This window comes from Pseudomonas sp. S34, from assembly GCF_009866745.1.
GTDB lineage: Bacteria > Pseudomonadota > Gammaproteobacteria > Pseudomonadales > Pseudomonadaceae > Aquipseudomonas > Aquipseudomonas jessenii.
In genome coordinates, this window is record NZ_CP019398.1 from 3,844,291 (window position 1) to 3,862,774 (window position 18,484).

The following is an 18,484-nucleotide window of genomic DNA, read 5'->3' on the forward strand; positions in this document are numbered from 1 at the left end:
GCCGTCTTCGCGAGCAGGCTCGCTCCCACAGGTATCGAGTACATCTGCAAGATTTCGGTCGACTGTGAGGCCGCCTTCGCGAGCAAGCTCGCTCCCACAGAAGAGCAAAAACAGATCGGCGTACACAGACGCTTCTCACCACTCATCAGGTCGAGCGTTAGCTCGCCTGCAGCTTTTGATCTTGATCCACCCGCCCCCTCGGCAGGCTGAGTGGAGGTGTTCATCCGGGGATTGGCGCGCAGCGCCGTTCGACGCAGTCGAACACATCGCATGTAGGTGCCAGCGAAGCCAACCGGAGGGCGATGCCCCCGGATGAATGCCGGAGCGAAGGAACCCCGAGCCTCAGCGAGGGGCCGTACGTAAGGGGCGAGACTTTTTGGTTCCTTTTGTGTCGTTTGACAAAAGGGACTCGCCGTAAGGGCGAAACCGCCAGCCGCCGTTACCGCAGCAACGGATATGTACTCAATCAACCAAGAACCTGGTCAGCCCAAAGGCCGCCAAGGTCAAAGAATATCAACCAACACCAACAACCCCCTCCCCATGCATCTGCCGCAACAACACCAACCCACCCTCCAGAAACTCCGAAGCCCCCACCGCCCCCGCCTCGATCGCCAGTTCTTGCAACTGCTCACGCCCGGTCAACTCGGGAAACTCGCCAATTCGCAGCAACAACCGCCACGCCAACGGACTCAATTCAGAAAACCTCACACTCCAGTCCTCGGCGCGACGCACCAGCAACAAGGTCGGCTGAGCAGGCGCCACATCAGGCTGGTAATCCGGCCCCACCCTTTGCACCGGCCAGGCATACGCCAACGGCCAGGCCAGCGGCGACACCCGCAAGGGCCGATCCAGCAGCAACGCGGCATCACCACCCACCAGAAGCTCGGCGTCAGACTGTTGCAGCGCCATTTCCACCCACTCGTAATGCGCCAGCTCCACCATGAACGGCGGCCACGGCCCATCACTCAACGCCTGAGGCCCGGCCGCGAGAAACTCGACAAACTCCTGGGCGATCTCACCGAATTTCGGCGTGCGGGCGCGGTAGTCCCGCAGAAAGATCCGCACCAGCGAACGCCAGTGCTCGTCACCCAGAATCTTAACCAAAACCGGAAAGGTGCCACTGAGCAGCGAAGACAGGTTGGCGAACACCAGGTCGCGATAAACCAGGGCCCGCGCCGGGTCCATTTCGGTGGGTGGCCCGTTGCGTTCAGGGTCGCGCAGGTACAGGCCCATGGTGGTTTGCTGATGCAAAAGACTCGACTTACCCACGGTTCACGCCCTCCTGTTGCAGGCGGCGAATGGTCTTCAATTCCGCCACCAGTTCAGCGAAGACGGGAAAGTTGAAATCCCGCTCCAGCAAGGTCGGTTGCGCACCGAACCGGGCATAAGCCTGGGCCAGCAACGACCACACCGCCGGTTTGACCGAAGCGCCATGGGTGTCGATCTTCAAGGTGTCAGACTCATCGAAATGCCCGGCAATGTGCATCGCCACCACCCGCCCCGAATCGATGCCAGCCAGGAACGCCTGCGGATCGAAGCCGTGGTTGATCGAATTGACGTACACGTTGTTGACGTCCAGCAACAGGTCGCAATCGGCCTCGCGCAGCACGGCATTGGTGAAGGTCACCTCGTCCATGTCCTGTTGAGGCGCGGCATAGTAAGAGACGTTTTCCACCGCCAGGCGTCGCCCGAGAATGTCCTGGGCCTGACGGATACGCGCGGCGACGTGGTGCACCGCCTCTTCGGTAAAAGGCAACGGCAACAGGTCGTACAGGTGACCGTCATCGCTGCAATAGCTCAAATGCTCGCTGTAGAGCGGCACGTTGTAGTGATCGAGAAAAACCCGGACTTCCTGCAAAAAACCAACGTCCAGCGCCGACGGCCCACCGAGGGACAGGGACAGGCCATGACAGGACAACGGATAGCGTTCCGCCAGGGCCCGCAATGCCGCGCCGTGGGCACCGCCGATGCCGATCCAGTTTTCCGGTGCGATTTCCAGAAAGTCGAAATCGCCTGCTGGTGCGGCCTGGAGGTCTTTGAGTAAACCGCGACGCAGGCCAAGCCCTGCGCTGGCCTTGGCTACGGGGGGAATGGAGGTCTGCATGGTGTCGATCTCACAAGATGTTCAAGGACGCGAGCCGGTGCCCGCCATGTGACAGAGTTAATCGAAGGGGTGTATCAGGACTGTGTTCGGCTGGGGCCGGAATTAGAGGTCACTGTGTCGAAAAGGGGGCTGGATACAGTGGGATACACACGATCCTTGCGGGCACTGCCGATACCTGTGGGAGCGGGCTTGGTCCGGGCGGCGTTCCGACGATAGCGGTGGGTCAGCCAATATCTCTTTTGAATGTGCCGGTCTCTTCGCGGGCAAGCCCGCTCCCACAGGGTCGTGTACCGGCAGAAAAAACGTTGCTTTCGTCGCGCCAGACCGCGCGGTACAAGGCCCGAACTAAACTTACTGCACACAGGGCCCGCTTGGTGCCCTGTACATTCCCACGACCACCGCCCAGTGGCGACCACCTCGCCAGACAATGCCTCTGGACCGTGATCCTGCTGAAGGAGCACACATGATGGACGAGGCCAGACTCAACGATTTCATGGGCAAACTGGTTAATGACATGGGCGGCGCGGCGATGCTCGCCAACGTCATCCTCGGCGAAGAACTCGGCCTGTACCGGGCGATGGCCGACAGTCAGCCCATCACCCCTGAAACCCTTGCCGAGAAAACCGGTTGCAACACCCGCCTGCTGCGCGAATGGCTCAGTGCCCACGCCGCCTCAGGCTACATGGAACACCAGGACGGCCAGTTCCGCCTGCCCGAAGAGCAGGCCATGGCTTTGGCAAAAGAAGACTCACCGGTTTATGTGGCGGGCGGGATCGGCGTGGTCGCGTCGTTTTTCCATGACAAGGACAAACTGGTCAACGCCATGCGCGGCAACGGCGCCCTGCCCTGGGGCGATCACCATCCGTGCATGTTCAGCGGGACCGAACGCTTCTTCCGCCCCGGCTACAAAGCTCATCTGGTCGCCGAATGGTTGCCGGCCCTCGACGGCGTGGTGGCCAAACTGGAAGCCGGGGCCAAAGTGGCGGACATCGGCTGCGGCCATGGCGCCTCGACGGTGATCATGGCCCAGGCGTTTCCGGATTCGCGCTTCGTCGGTTTCGACTACCACGCGCCGTCCGTTACCGTTGCCACCCAACGGGCCGAAGAAGGGGGCGTATCCAGTCGGGCCAGGTTCTTCCAGGGCACGGCCAAAAGCTACCCCGGCAGCGACTACGACCTGATCTGCTACTTCGATTGCCTGCATGACATGGGCGACCCGGTGGGCGCGGCCAAGCATGCCTATGAGTCATTGAAGGACGACGGCACGGTGCTGCTGGTCGAGCCCTACGCCAACGACTTGCTCGACGACAACGTCAACCCGATCGGTCGCCTGTTCTACGCGGCGTCGACCTTCATCTGCACGCCCAATTCGCTGTCCCAGGAAGTCGGCCTCGGCCTCGGTGCCCAGGCCGGTGAAGCGCGTTTGCGCAAGGTGTTCAGCGAGGCCGGTTTCACCCGTTTCCGTCGGGCCACGGAAACACCGTTCAACCTGATCCTGGAGGCGCGTAAATAATCTCCGTCGCCATCTGTAGGAGCAGCCGGTCGACGCTCGATTGCTCGCGATAAACGCGATCACGGCGCGTGGGTGTCAGGCTAACAGTGTTATCGTTGACGACCATCGCGAGCAGGCTCGCTCCTACAGGTTTCCCGGCATGCTCGACCGCCAGACCCGTGACCAACTCGATCGCCTCCATCAGCTCATGGCGGATCAGCCGTTTGCCGTGCTGACCGGGGCCGGCATCAGCACGCCTTCGGGCATCCCGGACTATCGCGACAGCCAGGGCGTGCGACGGGGCCGGCAGCCGATGATGTACCAGGAGTTTCTCTCGGCCCCGGAGTCCCGGCGACGCTACTGGGCGCGGGCGATGCTCGGCTGGCCGAGGGTGCGTCTGGCGCAGCCGAACGAAGCCCACGACACCCTGGCGCGCTTGCAAGGCACGCGGCAGATCAGAGGGTTGATCACCCAGAACGTCGACACCCTGCACGACCAGGCCGGCAGCCGTGACGTGATCGAACTCCACGGCAGTCTGCACCGGGTGTTGTGCCTGGATTGCGGCCGGCACAGCGAGCGCGATTCGATCCAGCACTTGATGGAAACACAGAACCCCTACCTGGCCGGCGTCGACGCGGTGCAAGCGCCGGACGGCGACACCTTGCTCGACCCGGCCTTCGAGGCACGCTTCCAGGTCCCGCACTGCCCGCATTGCGCCGGGGAACGGATGAAGCCGGATGTGGTGTTTTTTGGCGAGAACGTCGCACAGGCCACGGCGGTGAAAGCGATGGCCGCCGTCGAACAGGCTGCCGGCCTGTTGGTGGTCGGCTCGTCGCTGATGGCTTACTCGGCGTTTCGCTTGTGCCGGGCGGTGGTGGATCAGGGCAAGCCGTTGATTGCGATCAACCTGGGCAAGACCCGGGCGGACGAGATTCTGGACTTGAAGATCGAGGGGGCGTGCGAGCGGTTGTTGCCAATATTGGCGAAGCTACTTGGCAACTGACGAAACCCGATCCCTGTGGGAGCGAGCTTGCTCGCGATGACGGTGGATCAGCCAATAAACTGTCTGGATGTGCTGGCCTCATCGCGAGCAAGCTCGCTCCCACAAGGTCCCCCATACAACTCACGAAAATCGCTGCCCAAGGTTTTCCTCTTTCAGCACATCAAACATCGCCTGCGCCGCCGCCGACAGCTCGCCCCCCGGCAACGTCAACACCCCCAGCGCCCGCTCCACCACCGGGTCGCGCAAGGTGATGCAACGCGCCCCCAGTTCACGCATCTGCCCCGCGCACAAAGCCGGCACCGCGCTCACGCCCAGGCCACTGGCGACCATGCGCCCGACCGTCGCCAGTTGATGGCTTTCAAATTCCACCGGCAGCTTCATCCCGCGGGCCTGCAGATGCTCTTCAAGCATGACTCGCACAGTGGACGGACGCTGCAAGGTAATGAACGGCTCCTTGAGCAGGGTCTGCCAGTCGATGTCATCGAGCTCGGCCAGTGCCGAATCCAGAGGCACCACCGCGACGAAACGGTCGATGTACAACGGCGTGAATTGCAGCGACGAACTCTGGGTCGGTTCAAAGGCCACTCCCAGCTCTACCTGGCGGTCACGGACCATTTCCAGCACCTGCTCGTTGATCACGTCATTGACCGTCACGTTGACATTCGGATAACGGGCGCGGAAGGTCTTGAGGATCGGCGGCAGCAGGTTGCCGGCGAACGACGGCATCGCCGCCAGGGTCACGCGACCGCGCTGCAGGGTGAAGCGTTGACGCAGTTCATCCTCGGCATTGTCCCAGTCGGCGATCAACCGGCGCGCCAGCGGCACCAGGGATTCGCCTTCGGCGGTGAGCGCCACGTTACGCGTGTTGCGGGTAAACAAGCGCCCGCCCAGGCCCTCCTCCAGCGCCTTGATGGTCAGGCTCAGGGCCGATTGCGACAGGTGCAGGCGCTCGCAGGCCACGGCAAAGCTCAGGCTCTGGGCCACGGCCAGAAAGGCGCGGATCTGCTTGACGGTCATGGGGCAACGCTCCGGTTGTAAGCTACAGGTTCTAAGCTGCAAGAGACTGGGCAGCACATTATTGAGCTTTATCAATCAATCCGCTCTAAAAAACAACTTAACAAATGAATCTGACAGCGAGACACTCCATCCCATTCGGCTAGCCAGCCGCCCACAAAGAATAAAAGAGGTGCATATGGCAGGTTTCGACAAGCGCGTGAGTTCCTACGAGGAAGCTCTGGCAGGTCTTGAAGACGGCATGACCGTGATCGCCGGCGGCTTCGGCCTGTGCGGGATTCCGGAGAACCTGATCAACGAGATCAAGCGCAAGGGCACTCGCGACCTCACCGTGGTTTCCAACAACTGCGGCGTCGACGGTTTCGGCCTTGGCGTACTGCTGACCGACCGCCAGATCAGCAAAGTGGTCGCGTCCTACGTCGGCGAAAACAAGCTGTTCGAAGAGCAACTGCTCAAGGGCGAAATCGAAGTCACCCTGACCCCCCAAGGCACCCTCGCTGAAAAAATGCGTGCAGGTGGCGCCGGCATCCCGGCGTTCTTCACCGCCACCGGCGTGGGCACGCCTGTCGCCGACGGCAAGGAAGTCCGCGAATTCCATGGTCGCAAGTACCTGATGGAAGAATCCATCACCGGCGACTTCGCCATCGTCAAAGGCTGGAAAGCCGACCATTTCGGTAACGTGATCTATCGCCACACCGCCCAAAACTTCAACCCGCTGGCGGCCACCGCCGGCAAGATCACCGTGGTCGAAGTCGAAGAAATCGTCGAACCCGGCGAGCTGGACCCGGCGCAGATCCACACCCCTGGCATCTACGTCGACCGGATCATCTGCGGCACGTTCGAGAAGCGCATCGAACAGCGCACCGTGCGTAAGTGATCCTCTGCCCCCGGACCGAATGAAGGAATAAAAACAATGGCACTTTCCCGCGAACAAATGGCTCAACGCGTCGCCCGCGAAATGCAGGACGGCTTCTACGTGAACCTGGGCATCGGCATTCCGACCCTGGTCGCCAACTACATCCCTGAAGGCATGGAAGTCATGCTGCAGTCGGAAAACGGCTTGCTGGGCATGGGTCCTTTTCCTACTGAAGACACCATCGATGCCGACATGATCAACGCCGGCAAGCAAACCGTGACCGCACGTATCGGTGCTTCGATCTTTTCCTCGGCCGAGTCCTTCGCGATGATCCGCGGTGGTCATGTCGACCTGACCGTGCTGGGCGCCTTTGAAGTGGACGTGCAAGGCAACATCGCCTCGTGGATGATCCCCGGCAAACTGGTCAAGGGCATGGGCGGCGCGATGGACCTGGTCGCCGGCGCAGACAACATCATCGTCATCATGACCCACGCATCCAAGGATGGTGAGTCCAAGCTGCTGTCCCAATGCAGCCTGCCGCTGACCGGCGCCGGGTGCATCAAGCGTGTACTGACCGACCTGGCCTACCTGGAAATCGAAAACGGCGCGTTCATTCTCAAAGAACGTGCGCCGGGCGTCAGCGTCGAAGAGATCGTCGCCAAGACTGCCGGTAAACTGATCGTGCCGGACCACGTGCCGGAAATGCAGTTCGCTGCCCAGTGAGGAATCATTCCATGCAAGAAGTCGTCATTGTTGCCGCCACGCGCACCGCGATCGGCAGTTTCCAGGGTTCGCTGGCCAATGTGTCCGCCGTCGACCTGGGCGCTGCGGTGATCCGTCAGCTGCTGGCGCAAACCGGCCTGGATCCTGCGCAAGTCGATGAAGTGATCATGGGCCAGGTGCTGACCGCCGGCGCCGGGCAAAACCCTGCGCGCCAGGCCGCAATCAAGGCCGGCCTGCCCTTCGCCGTACCGGCGATGACCCTGAACAAGGTCTGCGGCTCCGGTCTCAAGGCCCTGCACCTGGGTGCCCAGGCGATTCGCTGCGGCGATGCCGAGGTGATCATCGCCGGTGGCCAGGAAAACATGAGCCTGGCCAACTACGTCATGCCCGGTGCCCGCACCGGCCTGCGCATGGGTCACGCGCAAATCGTCGACACCATGATCAGCGATGGCCTGTGGGACGCGTTCAACGATTACCACATGGGTATCACCGCCGAGAATCTGGCCGAGAAATACAGCCTGAGCCGCGAGCAGCAGGACGCGTTCGCCGCCGCCTCGCAGCAGAAAGCCGTGGCCGCCATCGAAGCCGGGCGCTTCGTCGATGAAATCACGCCGATCCTGATCCCGCAGCGCAAGGGCGATCCGCTGTCCTTCGCCACCGACGAGCAGCCACGGGCCGGCACCACCGCCGAATCCCTGGGCAAACTCAAAGCCGCCTTCAAGAAGGACGGCTCGGTGACCGCCGGTAACGCGTCGTCGCTGAACGACGGTGCCGCGGCCGTGATCCTGATGAGCGCTGAAAAGGCCAAGGCCCTGGGTCTGCCAGTCCTTGCAAAAATCGCCGCCTACGCCAACGCAGGCGTCGACCCGGCGATCATGGGCATCGGCCCGGTGTCGGCCACCCGCCGCTGCCTGGACAAGGCCGGCTGGTCCATCGACCAGCTGGACCTGATCGAAGCCAACGAAGCCTTCGCCGCGCAATCGCTGGCCGTGGCCAAGGACCTGGAATGGGACTTGAACAAGGTCAACGTCAACGGCGGCGCCATCGCCCTGGGTCACCCGATCGGTGCCTCGGGTTGCCGCGTGCTGGTGACCCTGCTGCATGAAATGCTCAAGCGTGACGCCAGGAAAGGCCTCGCCACCCTGTGTATCGGTGGTGGTCAGGGCGTGGCACTGGCGCTCGAACGGGCTTAAGCCAACAGCGTTCAACAGACGGCACGGCGACCCACGAAGATCCGTGACCGCCTGGAAAAACACCCGGTGTGATGCAAGTCGCACCGGGTTCTTTTTTGCCTGCGTTTTTTTCAGTTAGACCGCGTCATCGTTCTTCGCGAGCAAGCCCGCTCCCACAATTGACCGAGTTGTCCAGACGAACGCGGTTTACTGTGGGAGCGGGCTTGCCCGCGAAGGGGCCAGTTCTGTCACCCTGGAAACTGCAGAATCAACCAACTGATCACCACGAACCTCGGGCCAGGTCCGGCAAAATGCAAAGTCTACGGGGCCGCGCCCAGCAACTGCTGACGCAACACAGGGTTGCCGGTACGCGGATCGAGCCAGATGGCAAAAAACGCCTTGGCGAATTGCAGGTCCTTCACATCACGCAGCAGCTGCTGACCGAGAAAAAACCGCACGCCCTGCCCCGGCAGATAGACACCGGTCAGCCGCGTGCCGGCCTGTACGTCGACGAACGACTGATGCATCTGCACCTGCCAGGACGCCAGTTGCTCGGCACTGACCGAAGTGCCAGCGAGTCGCTTGATTTCCCTGACGCTGGCATTCACCAGGTCATCACGGGAAATGCTGCGCTGGTAGATCAGCTCCAGGGCGAACGGCTGATCGTTCGCCAGGGGTCGCGAAGTACTCCAGAGCCGTGCGCTGTAGACATCGAAGCCGTACTTGCGAAACTCACCACTGCCGAGGATTTGCGCGCCGGGCAGCGAGTCCTGCCAATTGGCCAGGGCCTGGCAGCTCAGCAAGACAAGCAGCCACAGACCATGGCGCAGGGGTAAACGTTGGCGTTTCAAGGTGAGCTGTCCTCATCGTGGGATGCCTTGATAAAACGTTTGCGCAAAAGAGCCTTTCGTAGAATCCCCGAAAATCTCAATTTTTGTATACAAAACCTACATACACATAAAGCAATCTACCCGCTGCAATGTTACCGTTGCCACCTCACAAGGTCGGAGACGTGCGCGTGTTGATCCTCAAACTGCTGGTGATCCCAGGCTTCCTGCTGCTGATTTCCCTGGCTGGCAAACGCTGGGGGCCGAGCGTGGCCGGTTGGTTGTCGGGGTTGCCGGTGGTGGTCGGGCCGATCCTGTTGTTCCTCGCCCTCGAACAAGGCCAGGTGTTCGCTGCGCAATCGGCCACCGCCGCGCTGTCGGCCATGTTCGCGATGATTGCGTTTTGCGTGAGCTACGCCCAGGTCGCACAACGGGCCGGATGGCCGCTGGCGCTGTTGATCTCGCTGTCGGTCTGGGCACTGGTGGCGGTTGTCCTGTCGTTAATCCCGGCCTCCCTGGTGTTTTCGGTGTGCGCCGCCGCCACCGCCCTGCTCGCCGCACCGTACCTGTTCCCCACTGTGCAACCCGTGCTCAGTGGCCTGGCGCCGAAATCCGACAAGCTCCTGTTGCGCATGGTGGCCGGTGCATTGCTCACATTGGTGGTGACACTGCTGGCCAGCACCGTCGGTGACCGCTGGAGCGGCCTGCTGGCAGTGTTCCCCGTATTGGGCAGCGTGATGGCGGTGTTCTCCCAGCAAACCCGTGGCCCGGCCTTTACCGCCGCGCTGCTGCGCGCCACTGCCACCGGCATGTACTCGTTCGCCGCCTTCTGCCTGGTGTTGGCCCTGGCCCTGCCGACGATGGGAATGAACGCTTTTGTGCTGGGCGTCGCGGTGTCGGTGGCCATGTTGGGCGTGACCAAACGCCTGCTGGCGCGGCCAGCCGGCCCGGCGACTGACACTCAAAGAGCAGCCATCAAACGCTAAGCTGCATCAGCTCATCGAGCGGCCCTGAGCATAGGTGGGTGTTCAGCCAAGGTGACCGCTGGGTAGAGCACGCTGGAATGCATCGCAACCTCCATGGGATGATCGCGCCCCACCGCGCGCCCATCCCTGGAGATTCCAATGTCATTGTTGAGTAAAAAAGCCCTTGTACTGCTGCTGGCAGCCGCTACCGGCCTTGGGGCTTTGAATGCGCAGGCCGCCAAGGCCACTTCCAGCGATGCGCCCGCCCATAAAGTCTCCATGCTCGGCAGCAAGTTCACCTTCAACCTGCCCAAGGGTTTCGTCGCCAACCCGCTGCCGGCCAGCCCGGACGGTGCCAGCGGCACCCTCTACAGCAATGAAACCACCAAGACCGTGGTGATCGCCGCTGAAAACACTCTACCCAACGGTATCAGCGTCAAGGACAACGACGGCGGGTTCCTCGACGGCACCGTGGCCGATTTCGATGCGGCGCAACACAAATCCCTGCCCGACTACAACAAGCTCAGCGAGAAAGCCCTGACCCAGAAAACCGGGCTGGGCCTGCGCCAGATCGACGGCACCGCCACGCAGGGCGGTGGCATGACCCTCACCACCACGCTAATGGCCGCCTCCGGCACTCGCATGGCGGTGATCCAGGTGATTTCCCGCCCCGGCGACATGGCGGCCCACGAAACCCTGGTCAAGCAGATCGTCAGCGGAAAATGAACGTCAGGGGTTGAGACGCTGCAACCAGGCGCTCAAGTCCTGTATCTCGTCGGCGCTGATGCTGTGACCGACACCGGGGTAGCCGTGGAACTCGGGTTCGAGTGACACGCTCTGCAGCAGGCTGTTGGCTTCAGTACCGTCGCTGTAGGGAAGGCGTTTGTCCTGCTCGCCATGCCCGATGAAAATAGCCAGCGACTGGCGTTTTTCATCCGGCTGGAGCTCGGACTTGAGCACCGGCAGAATCCGTCCGCTCAACGCAGCGATCCCGCCTAGCGCCTCGGGATGCCGCAGGCCTGTTTCGTAGGTCATGATCGCGCCCTGGCTGAAGCCGACCAGGAACACCTTCTCCGGTTCGGTGTGATATTTCTTCGTGGCCTGTGCGACGAAATCCAGCAACAACTGGCCGCTGGACTTCAGATCATCTGTCTCGCCGTTGTAGGCCCCTTCGCCCTTCTTGCGAAACCACTGGTAGCTGCCCGCCTCCATCACCAAGGGTGCCCGCACCGACAGGTAGGTGTAGGACGCGGGCAAGACTTCCTTGATGCCGAACAGGTCCTGCTCGTTACTGCCGTAACCGTGGAGAAAAATCACCAGGGGTTGATGGTTCGAATCGGCGTTGGCCTGGGCCAGGTACTTGAGCGGTAGATCGGTTTGCAGCGGAGTTTGGGCGTGGACAGCGGTGGATACCAGGAGCGTGAGCAGCGCGAGAATCTTCAACATGGGTCTTCCTTCACTGAATGCAGGATTCGCGCAAGAGCCTAACACTGTGCAGTAGACAGGAACATCTCAGGCGTGGCCGATGCCGCCTTCGCGAGCAAGCCCGCTCCCACACTGGATCTTCAGTGAACACATAATAGGTGTGCAACAACGATCCAGTGTGGGAGCGGGCTTGCTCGCGAAGAGGCCAGAACAGACGGCGAAGTACCTGGCTCAGTCGTTGATCAACTTGCCCACCCGAATCGGCTCACGCCCGGCGACCTTCGCCTGCCAGCTGCCTGGCTGGGTGTAGCGCCCACGGTCGATGGCAAACAGCACACCGCTGGTGCCGGCCTGCACGGTGGTGACCTTGTCGTTCAACGGGTCGACCACCTCGAACAGTGCATCGCCCTTCTCCACCCACTCCCCGGCCTCGCGCAGGAAGCTGACCACGCCGTGATGCGGGGCGAACAGGTATTGGGTGCCTTCGAATGGCATGCCTTCACAGCATTCGGCCGGTGCCGCCGGCCAGGTGCCGGAGATGAATCCCTGCTCGGCGAGGAACCCGAGAATGGCCTCGCAATTGGCCTGGGCCTGATTGACGCGGGTGTCTCCCATGCTGCCCAGTTCCAGGGTGGTCGCCAGGTTGGCCGGTGGAATCGCTGCCGCCGGGAACACCCTGGCCAGGCGCAACCATGGCGAAGAACAGGATTCATCGAACGAGCTGCCGCCGGAGTCTTCACACAACAACGCCACGCCGGCCTGCAAACGCGCCGCCAGGGATTGCCACTGCGGCCAGTGCTGCGGCAACGCGTAGATGTGGATCGCCGCATCGAAATCGCAATGCAGGTCGAGGGTGATGTCGGCGTCGCAGGCATGGCGCAGCAACAGTCGATGCATGGCTTCCAGCTGCGATGCCGCTGCCGGCAAGCTGTCGAGGACCTGGCCCATGGTCTGGCGAATCAACGCAATGTTGGCCTGGGCATCGCTGCCGAGACGATCACCGATCAACGCGGCCACCGGCGCACTGAGTTCGACGAACGAGCGGTTGAAATTCTTGCCGCTGCCCAGCTCGAAACGCCCCATGTGGCTGCCTTGCAAGTGCTGGTCGAGGCCAATGGGATTGGCCACCGGCACCAGTTCGATCACACCCTTCAATTGTCCCTGTTGTTCAAGTTCGGCCAGGCGTTTTTTCAACTCCCAGGCGGTGCGCATGCCCGGCAATTCGTCGGCGTGCAGGCTGGCCTGGATGTACACCTTGCGCGTGCCCGCGCCATAACGAAACACGCTGAGGGTGCGCTCGCTGCCCAGGTGGCTCCAGGGCAGTTGGTGGTCGATGCGTTGCATATAAACTCCTGATGTCTGCACGGTGAGATCACCTGTGGGAGCGGGCTTGCTCGCGAAGGCGTCGGTACATTCAACATCGATGTTGCCTGATACGACGCTTTCGCGAGCAAGCCCGCTCCCACAGGTCTCTCTGCGCTGAAAATGATTGCACAAAAAAAATGGCAACCGCGTCTGACGGTTGCCATTTTTTCAGCCCGCTCGCTTACTCGCCGTAAACGTCAAACTTGAAGTACTTGTCCTGCACTTGCTTGTACTTGCCGTTGGCACGGATTTCGGTGATGGCGGTGTTGAACTTGTCCGCCAGTTCCTTATCACCCTTGCGCACGGCAATGCCTGCGCCGCCGCCGAAGTATTTCGGATCGTTGTACTCAGGGCCGACGAAGGCAAAACCTTTACCGGCGTCGGTTTTCAGGAAACCGTCGTCCAGGTTGACCGAGTCGGCCAGCAGCGCGTCAATGCGGCCGGAGACCATGTCCAGGTTGGCTTCCTGCTGGGAACCGTAGCGCACCAGGACAATCCCGGCCGGTTGCAGCACTTCAGTGGCGAAGCGGTCGTGGGTACTGGCGCGCAGCACACCGACTTTCTTGCCCTTGAGTTCGGTCAGCGGGTCCTTGACGTCGCTGCCTTCCTTCATCACGAAGCGCGCCGGGGTGTGGTAGTACTTGATGGTGAAATCGACGTTCTTCTTGCGGTCGTCAGTGATGGTCATGGACGACAGGATGGCGTCGATTTTCTTGACCTTCAGCGCAGGGATCAGGCCGTCGAACTCTTGTTCGACCCAGGTGCACTTGGCTTTCATCTGCTCGCACAGCGCATCGCCGATATCCACGTCGAAACCGGTGAGTTTGCCGTCAGGGGTTTTCATCGAGAATGGCGGGTAGCCGGCTTCGATACCGATGCGAATCGGCTTGGCGTCTTCGGCCACGGCGGTCAGGGACAACATCGACAGTGCCAGGGCACCGAACATCACTAGCTTCTTCATTTTTAACTCCTGTGTGCGGAGGCTTTTATTGGCAGCTTCGATTGGCAGCGCTCGGTCATCGCTTCGTGAGCGGGAACCGAAGTGGCCGGCAGTCTAGAGCGGCTACAGGAGGGCAAATTACGCCGAGGCGACAAATATTTATAGAAAAGTGGCACGCGGAGAGAGGCATCGAGGTGAACGCGCCATGACGGTGCAAAGTCTGTCAGACATATCGCAATTTCACACCAGACCTACAGACTTTCCGGCTCCATCCGACAGAATGGGACGGCTGGCGATGCCCGGTGTTTTGCGGCACATTGAGCGCCCTTGCGTCCCATCGAGAGTAGCGTGATGCCCACGTTGAACCTGATCCAGCACCACTGCGCCGAAGGTCCGGGCGCCATCGCCATCTGGGCCGAATCCCGTGGGCTGACGCTAAAGGTGTTTCGCGCCGACCTCGGCCAATTGCCGCCCGTCAGCGCCGAACCCGTGATCCTGTTGGGCGGGCCTTATGAATCCGATGCCGGCCCGGCCTGGCTGGAAGCCGAACGGCAATGGCTCAGAGGCACGCTGGATCAGGACGCGGCCGTGTTCGCCATATGCCTGGGGGCTCAGTTGCTGGCGTTGAGCCTGGGCGGGAATGTACGGCGGATGGACCGGACCGAAACCGGATGGACCACCGTGACCTTTATCGATGGGAAAACGCTGAAGGTGCTGGAGTGGCACGAAGACGCCATCGACCTGCCGCCTGCCACGCAGCTGTTGGCCAGCAGCGAGCACTGTGTGCAGCAGATGTACCGCGCCGGGCCGGCGCGGCTGGGTCTGCAGTTTCATCCGGAGTGGAACGCCGAGTCGGTGGCCCTGCTCAATGCGCATTTTGGCGATGAGTCGCCGTTGCCCCGAGGTCCGCAGGACGATGCGGCCTACGCCGATGTGCTGGCGTGGTTGCAGGCGACACTGGATGAGTGGTGGGCGGCCGCTTCCTTTCGCTGAAATACATACCTGTGGTGAGGGGGCTTGCCCCCGTTGGAGTGCGAAGCGCTCCCGACTATTTCAGAGGGTTGCTGCACAACCCGACGGGGGCAAGCCCCCTCGCCACAATGATCAATGGTGTCTGGATATCAGCATTCACAACCGATCACAGCATTCACCGGCCGCGGCACCCCGACACTCAACTCAAACCCTTCATCGAGCCACCCTGTCACGCCGCCGATCATCTCCTTGACCGGATAACCCAGGGCCGCCAGTTTCACCGCCGCCTTGTTGGCGCCGTTGCAGTGAGGCCCGGCGCAATAGACCACAAACAGGCAGTTTTTCGGATAACCCGCCAAACCTTCGGCGCTCAGCAAGCGCCCGGGAATGTTGATCGCTCCCGGTACATGCCCGCGCTCGAACGCCAGCGGCCCCCGTACATCCACCAGAATGAAATCGACTTCGCCAGCCTGCTGGCTGCCGTAGACGTCAGAACAGTCGGTTTCGAACGTCAGACGGTTACTGAAATGCATCAGGGCGATGGCCGATGGGGCGGCGGAAATTTCGCGAACCAGGCTGGTCATGGGCTGTACTCCAAAGAGGTGGTGGGTGTGGAAAGACTTTATCCGCCAGCCACTTGCGGCTACAGTGGCGCACAAGACACTAACCGGGAACTTTCCGCCAAATGCAACCCACCCCAGGAATGGTCGCGATTCTGGCCTACGACGGCCTGTGCACGTTCGAGTTCGGCATTGCCGTGGAGATCTTCGGCCTGCCACGACCTGAATTCGATTTTCCGTGGTACGAGCATCGTATCGTCGCGGTCGATCAAGGTCCGATGCGGGCCATGGGCGGCATCCAGGTACTCGCCGATGGCGGCATGGAATTGCTCGCCGATGCCCGCACCATCATCATCCCCGGTTGGCGCGACCGCAGCGCCACGGTGCCAGCAGAACTGATCGCTGCTTTGCGCCAGGCCCATGCCCGAGGGGCGCGGTTGCTGTCGATCTGCTCCGGTGTTTTCGTCCTCGCCGCCACCGGGTTGCTCGACGGGCACGGTGCGACCACGCACTGGCGCTATACCTCGGAACTGGCCGAGCGGTTTCCCGGCATCCTCGTGGACCCGGACGTGCTGTATGTCGATTCCGGCCAATTGATCACCTCCGCCGGCAGCGCGGCAGGCATCGATGCCTGCCTGCACCTGGTGGCGCGGGATTTCGGCACCCAGGTGGCCAACTCCGTGGCGCGACGCCTGGTCATGTCGCCGCAACGCAGCGGTGGCCAGGCGCAATTCATTCCGACGCCGGTCAGTCCTGCACCGCGCAGCAATCTTTCCCGCGTCATGCAGTGGGCACGTGAGCGTTTGCACGAGCCGCTGGAGGTGCGCGACCTGGCCAGCGAAGCCGCCATGAGCGAACGCACCTTCCTGCGCCGCTTCACCGAAGCCAGCGGCCAGTCACCGAAAACCTGGTTGCAGCACGAACGTCTGGGCCGGGCCCGTGAACTGCTGGAAAGCAGCGACCAGAACACCGAGCAGATTGCCGAACGCTGTGGTTATCGCTCGGTGGAAAGTTTCCGGGTGGCGTTTCGAACGGTGGTTGGCGTGCCGCCTTCGGTGTATCGGGAGCGGTTTGGGCGTGGGGGGTAACACTTTACCTTCGGTTGACCTTCAAGGCCCAATCGCGAGCAGACTCGCTCCCACACCGATGGTGTGAACACTGAAGATCCACTGTGGGAGCGGGCTTGCTCGCGAAGGCGTCAGCCCGATCACCGACTGATCAGGGTTTTCGCAGCAGATAGGTATCCATGATCCAGCCATTGGCCAACCGCGCCGCCTTGCGCACCCGTTCGATTTCATCCGCGACATCCTTGAGCTTGCCGCTGATCAGGATTTCATCCGGCGTCCCCAGATAGGCCCCCCAGTAAATCTCGGTGTCCTGATCCACCACCTGATGGAAAGCATCCTGGGCATCGAGCATCACCACCAGGCTGTCGGCATCGCTCACCTGCCCTGCCGCCAGGCGCCGGCCGGTGGTGATTTCAACGGAGCGGCCAATCTGGTTGAGCGGCACTTTGTGTTGTGCCGCCAATGCCTGGACGCTGGTAATCCCGGGAATCACCTCGAACTCGAACCCACAGACGCCCGAGGCCTGGATCGCCTGAAGGATACGGATGGTGCTGTCGTACAGCGCAGGGTCGCCCCACACCAGAAAACCGCCACACTGGCTGTCGGACAGCTCTTCATTGATCAGCCGTTCGAAGGTCTGTTGTTTGGCCAGGTTCAAGTCGTCGACACTGGTCTTGTAGTCCACCTCACCGCGCTCACGCTCGGGGCTGTGGGCTTCGACAAAACGGTAGTCGTGGCCGGTGATGTAGCGCTCGCAGATTTCGCGGCGCAGATCGATGAGTTTGTCTTTGCTCTGGCCCTTGTCCATGAGAAAAAAAACATCGACCTGATTCAGCGCCTTCACGGCCTGCATCGTGATGTAGTCGGGGTTGCCGGCACCGATGCCGATGACCAGGAGTTTTTTCATCACAGCAGGTCCTCGGGATCGATGCCCGGAAAGCGCAGCCGCCAGCGGTCATGGAACCTCAACTCGATGGCCGACAGGGGTTCGACGTCGATCAGGTTGGACGCGCCCCCCTGCAACACTTGCGTCAGCGCGGCGCGGATGACAAAGGGATGAGTAACGGCAACGATGTGCCCCGGCGTCGATTGCAAGGTTGTCAGCCAGGCACCCACCCGCTCGCCCAGTTGCACCAGCGACTCACCGCCGTGGGGGGCCGAAGCCGGGTCGTCCAGCCAATGCTGGAGCGCCTGGGCTTCGGTTTTTTGCAGATCGCCGATGCGCTCACCGCCCCAGCGCCCGAAATCGCAGTCCCTCAAGGCGTCGACAATCTGCGGCGCGCTGGCGAACAGTCCAGCGGTTTGCCGGGTGCGCAACTCCGGACCACAGACAAGACGTGGAGCGCCCTTGAACTGATTGCAACGGGAAAGCCTGAGCGCTTGCCAATCCATCTCCAGAGGCTCGTCCAGAGGAAAGCGCGCCAATTTCTGGGCGACGGTTCGAGCGTGGCAAATCAGGGTTAAACGGGTTGCCTGCACCAGCAATCACTCCAGGGATGGAAAGAAACGACGGCGTCAGGTGACCGCCATCGCGCAATTGTGCCGCAAGAAAGCAGGCCCGGGTGGTGTTTAATTTTCCTGTTTGAAACGGATTCCTTCAGTCATTTCCTGCAAGACTTTCTGTCATGGCTGACCGCAATGCAGGCAATCGCCTACAAGACTTTACGACATCGGCGTAGCCCCGTAGTACAGGCACTTCGCACCTTTTCCGGGCACGAGCAGACCACGCGAAAATTCACTAGACAGGCAGTACGCGATGATTAAATACTCCTTTCAACGGATTGTTAAAACACGTGCCACACTCATCCAGCAGGAGCCCGGATGCCTTTACTCGAATACCCGATCCAAGCGCCTGGCCAGGCACCACCTCCGACCGAACCGCCTGCTCCTCGTTTAATGCGGTCCATCCCAAGAAACATCCGATAAGAAAAAGCGTGGCGCCTGACAACGTTCAGATGACCACCGATTTAATGTGTGGAAAAACCGACAGTGATAGTCA

Annotated in this window: 19 protein-coding genes and 1 pseudogene; 10 read left to right on the forward strand and 10 right to left on the reverse strand. The window is 61.5% G+C overall.

Annotated elements, in window-relative coordinates:
* Nucleotides 1–513: 513 nt before the first annotated feature.
* Both PspS34_RS17130 and PspS34_RS17135 read right to left on the reverse strand, forming a co-directional pair.
* A complete protein-coding gene (locus PspS34_RS17130) occupies nt 514–1,269 on the reverse strand; it encodes a putative DNA-binding domain-containing protein (protein ID WP_154862053.1) in 756 nt (251 codons plus the stop codon).
* Nucleotides 1,262–2,104 (reverse strand): DUF692 domain-containing protein, encoded by an 843-nt coding sequence (locus tag PspS34_RS17135; RefSeq protein ID WP_154862054.1) that lies wholly within the window; start codon nt 2,102–2,104, stop codon nt 1,262–1,264. The genes PspS34_RS17130 and PspS34_RS17135 overlap by 8 nt, the downstream gene beginning before the upstream one ends.
* 466 nt (nt 2,105–2,570) lie before the next feature.
* Here PspS34_RS17135 and PspS34_RS17140 point away from each other — a divergent pair, with 466 nt between their 5' ends.
* The gene (locus PspS34_RS17140; protein ID WP_154862055.1) at nt 2,571–3,617 is read left to right on the forward strand and encodes a class I SAM-dependent methyltransferase; all 1,047 of its coding nucleotides are present in this window, start codon (nt 2,571–2,573) and stop codon (nt 3,615–3,617) included.
* Nucleotides 3,618–3,756: 139 nt separating this feature from the next.
* The gene (locus tag PspS34_RS17145) at nt 3,757–4,599 is read left to right on the forward strand and encodes an NAD-dependent protein deacetylase (RefSeq protein ID WP_154862056.1); all 843 of its coding nucleotides are present in this window, start codon (nt 3,757–3,759) and stop codon (nt 4,597–4,599) included.
* 120 nt (nt 4,600–4,719) lie between these two features.
* On the opposite strand, the gene PspS34_RS17150 is transcribed toward PspS34_RS17145, so the two are convergent.
* Entirely contained in the window at nt 4,720–5,616 is an 897-nt protein-coding gene (locus PspS34_RS17150) for a LysR family transcriptional regulator (protein ID WP_150814351.1), read from the reverse strand.
* A gap of 175 nt (nt 5,617–5,791) precedes the next feature.
* Between PspS34_RS17150 and PspS34_RS17155 the strand changes: the two genes are divergently transcribed.
* Genes PspS34_RS17155 through PspS34_RS17165 form a run of 3 tightly spaced genes read left to right on the forward strand, consistent with a single transcriptional unit; the run spans nt 5,792 to nt 8,385 of the window.
* Entirely contained in the window at nt 5,792–6,490 is a 699-nt protein-coding gene (locus PspS34_RS17155) for a CoA transferase subunit A (RefSeq protein WP_034150336.1), read from the forward strand.
* A gap of 36 nt (nt 6,491–6,526) precedes the next feature.
* Nucleotides 6,527–7,192 carry a CoA transferase subunit B gene (locus tag PspS34_RS17160; protein ID WP_008021761.1) on the forward strand — a complete coding sequence of 222 codons (666 nt, stop codon included), beginning with the start codon at nt 6,527–6,529 and terminating at the stop codon, nt 7,190–7,192.
* A gap of 11 nt (nt 7,193–7,203) precedes the next feature.
* On the forward strand, nt 7,204–8,385 hold the full coding sequence (locus tag PspS34_RS17165) for an acetyl-CoA C-acetyltransferase (RefSeq protein WP_102672648.1): 1,182 nt from the start codon (nt 7,204–7,206) through the stop codon (nt 8,383–8,385).
* Nucleotides 8,386–8,684: 299 nt separating this feature from the next.
* Here the strand turns inward: PspS34_RS17165 and PspS34_RS17170 are convergent, their stop codons facing one another.
* A complete protein-coding gene (locus tag PspS34_RS17170) occupies nt 8,685–9,215 on the reverse strand; it encodes a chalcone isomerase family protein (protein ID WP_154862057.1) in 531 nt (176 codons plus the stop codon).
* Between the two features lie 167 nt (nt 9,216–9,382).
* Between PspS34_RS17170 and PspS34_RS17175 the strand changes: the two genes are divergently transcribed.
* Nucleotides 9,383–10,177, forward strand: coding sequence for a hypothetical protein (locus PspS34_RS17175; protein ID WP_154862076.1), 795 nt, complete (start codon nt 9,383–9,385; stop codon nt 10,175–10,177).
* 138 nt (nt 10,178–10,315) lie between these two features.
* Entirely contained in the window at nt 10,316–10,882 is a 567-nt protein-coding gene (locus tag PspS34_RS17180) for a hypothetical protein (RefSeq protein WP_154862058.1), read from the forward strand.
* A gap of 3 nt (nt 10,883–10,885) precedes the next feature.
* Here PspS34_RS17180 and PspS34_RS17185 read toward each other — a convergent pair whose 3' ends face one another.
* Nucleotides 10,886–11,602 carry a dienelactone hydrolase family protein gene (locus PspS34_RS17185; RefSeq protein ID WP_154862059.1) on the reverse strand — a complete coding sequence of 239 codons (717 nt, stop codon included), beginning with the start codon at nt 11,600–11,602 and terminating at the stop codon, nt 10,886–10,888.
* A 210-nt stretch (nt 11,603–11,812) separates the two neighbouring features.
* Nucleotides 11,813–12,925: a succinylglutamate desuccinylase/aspartoacylase family protein gene (locus PspS34_RS17190; protein ID WP_154862060.1), complete on the reverse strand. Its 1,113-nt coding sequence runs from the start codon at nt 12,923–12,925 to the stop codon at nt 11,813–11,815.
* Nucleotides 12,926–12,947: 22 nt separating this feature from the next.
* On the opposite strand from PspS34_RS17190, the pseudogene PspS34_RS28665 reads away from it, so the two are divergent.
* Nucleotides 12,948–13,055, forward strand: a pseudogene (locus tag PspS34_RS28665) (metal ABC transporter ATP-binding protein); the annotation flags it as partial.
* A 72-nt stretch (nt 13,056–13,127) separates the two neighbouring features.
* On the opposite strand, the gene PspS34_RS17195 reads toward PspS34_RS28665, so the two are convergent.
* Nucleotides 13,128–13,907 (reverse strand): ABC transporter substrate-binding protein, encoded by a 780-nt coding sequence (locus PspS34_RS17195; RefSeq protein ID WP_090456345.1) that lies wholly within the window; start codon nt 13,905–13,907, stop codon nt 13,128–13,130.
* Nucleotides 13,908–14,237: 330 nt separating this feature from the next.
* On the opposite strand from PspS34_RS17195, the gene PspS34_RS17200 reads away from it, so the two are divergent.
* Nucleotides 14,238–14,879, forward strand: coding sequence for a type 1 glutamine amidotransferase (locus PspS34_RS17200; RefSeq protein WP_154862061.1), 642 nt, complete (start codon nt 14,238–14,240; stop codon nt 14,877–14,879).
* Between the two features lie 128 nt (nt 14,880–15,007).
* On the opposite strand, the gene PspS34_RS17205 is transcribed toward PspS34_RS17200, so the two are convergent.
* The gene (locus tag PspS34_RS17205; protein ID WP_154862062.1) at nt 15,008–15,442 is read right to left on the reverse strand and encodes a rhodanese-like domain-containing protein; all 435 of its coding nucleotides are present in this window, start codon (nt 15,440–15,442) and stop codon (nt 15,008–15,010) included.
* A 101-nt stretch (nt 15,443–15,543) separates the two neighbouring features.
* On the opposite strand from PspS34_RS17205, the gene ftrA reads away from it, so the two are divergent.
* Nucleotides 15,544–16,506 carry a transcriptional regulator FtrA gene (gene ftrA / locus PspS34_RS17210; protein ID WP_150814344.1) on the forward strand — a complete coding sequence of 321 codons (963 nt, stop codon included), beginning with the start codon at nt 15,544–15,546 and terminating at the stop codon, nt 16,504–16,506.
* Between the two features lie 130 nt (nt 16,507–16,636).
* Here the strand turns inward: ftrA and cobF are convergent, their stop codons facing one another.
* Both cobF and PspS34_RS17220 read right to left on the reverse strand, forming a co-directional pair.
* Entirely contained in the window at nt 16,637–17,392 is a 756-nt protein-coding gene (gene cobF, locus PspS34_RS17215) for a precorrin-6A synthase (deacetylating) (RefSeq protein WP_150815010.1), read from the reverse strand.
* Nucleotides 17,392–17,964, reverse strand: a complete 573-nt coding sequence (locus tag PspS34_RS17220; RefSeq protein ID WP_150815009.1) for a histidine phosphatase family protein — start codon at nt 17,962–17,964, stop codon at nt 17,392–17,394. Before PspS34_RS17220 ends, cobF begins: the two co-directional genes overlap by 1 nt.
* Nucleotides 17,965–18,484: the final 520 nt, after the last annotated feature.